Here is a 1,503-nt window from a genome sequence, read left to right as displayed (position 1 = left end):
TAAAGAATTAAGACTTGGTAGAAGTGAGAATGTTTTCTGGGCTAAAGATGATAAACAAATAAAAGAAATAGCTAATGATTTATTAGAGAATGCTCAACATTTAAATAAAATAAAAACAACCATAGGTATCAAAGATAAAAAAACCGGAAAAGCTATAAGACAAGAACCGATAGAAATTAATGTTTATTTATTAGAGGATAAAATGACAAAAGTACAAATTAGAAGCAATTCTCAAAGTGGTGGAGATACAATAGATATTATCCATAATTTAGAACCAAAAACAAAAATTCACAATTTGAAAGATTTAAGATGAAATATAAAGTATTAAATAAAGAGTATATGGATTTTATTTTTTATGATATCCCTTATGAGTTAGGTAAGAAAATAAGTAACTACTATGAAATGCACCTTTTTCTACAAATACCAAATGTTAAGAAAACAGATATTTTAGAATTGTTCGAAATGACAATTTTGACAAGTTTTGATATTGAAGCAGAAATGGATGAAACAATTTTTGCTGATTATTTATTCGATTTTTCAAATTTATATAAATTAACAAATCATTATACCGATGATTATGTAGCTATTATAGGACAACTTTTTTTAGACGATTGTATTGATTTTTGGCGTTGTGCATATCATGAAACAGATAACGCAAATACAAAAACTCCCAATTTATCACAATACAAAAAAGAAAATAAATATGAAACTTGGAAATATTTTAGAGATAATTATATTTATTCTTACAACGATAATTTAGTAAATCATGCAACAAAAGGCGATTTTTGGGGGAATTTGGATAATTGGGATATGTATAATATCAATTGTTTTCGCACTCAAAAAGGCACAAGGTATCTTAATGAAATTTTAGCTCCTAAGTTTTACAATAAATACAAAGATTTGGAAGTAGAAATTGATGATAAAGGTAATATTATAAGATGGATTGGAGAGATCAATAGGTGATTTTTGTTAATTTTACAAGATAATAATAAAATACTCAAAAGATAGAACAAAGAGAAATTTCTATAAAAAATAAGAAAACAGGAAAAATTACTTACAAGATATAAGTTAGATGATGAAACTAATCTTGTATATAGAACGGATTTTGGAAGTGGTGGAGAAATTCTCATAAACCAAGAGGAAATCTTAGAAAAATACATATAATAAATGGGGTAAACAATGAAATATAAATTTATAAAATGGGATGAAAATGAAAAGTGTGCTATTTTTTTTCCTGATATGGATTTTGATATATGGAAAAAAACTCAGCTTTTAGAGAATGATCATGCTAATCCAACTTTAATTATACCATCTTGTTTAAAAGATAAGGTTAGTATTTTAGAACTATTTGAATATTATATTTTGCTTATTTATGGAAAAAGCATAGGTATTTCAAGATGGGAATGTGATAATTTAATTTTATTAAATACTTACACTATTGACAATCTTAGCAACCCTTTCTCTTTAAATACTCCTAAACCTACTTACATTAGTGAATATATC

The 1,503-nt window shown here is 25.3% G+C and carries 1 protein-coding gene and 2 pseudogenes; all 3 read left to right on the top strand.

Annotation, left to right across the window (positions count from 1 at the left end; translation table 11 throughout):
* Window positions 1-313: pseudogene (locus H2279_RS08490) on the top strand (hypothetical protein); the annotation flags it as partial.
* Complete coding sequence (locus H2279_RS08485; RefSeq protein ID WP_337196273.1) at window positions 310-963, top strand: hypothetical protein; 654 nt, start codon at window positions 310-312, stop codon at window positions 961-963. The pseudogene H2279_RS08490 and the gene H2279_RS08485, both read left to right, overlap by 4 nt.
* 216 nt (window positions 964-1,179) lie before the next feature.
* Window positions 1,180-1,503, top strand: a pseudogene (locus H2279_RS08480) (hypothetical protein); the annotation flags it as partial.

Source organism: Campylobacter sp. B0100352/1 (genome assembly GCF_020135855.1).
GTDB classification, from domain to species: Bacteria; Campylobacterota; Campylobacteria; order Campylobacterales; family Campylobacteraceae; genus Campylobacter_D; species Campylobacter_D taeniopygiae.
The sequence above is the reverse complement of the archived record's forward strand: the minus strand, read 5'-3'. Positions and strand labels throughout refer to the sequence as shown.

Excerpts from the sequence above, each read along its gene's own strand:
- H2279_RS08485 (WP_337196273.1), top strand. The coding sequence starts at position 310 with ATGAAATATAAAGTATTAAATAAAGAGTATATGGATTTTATTTTTTAT.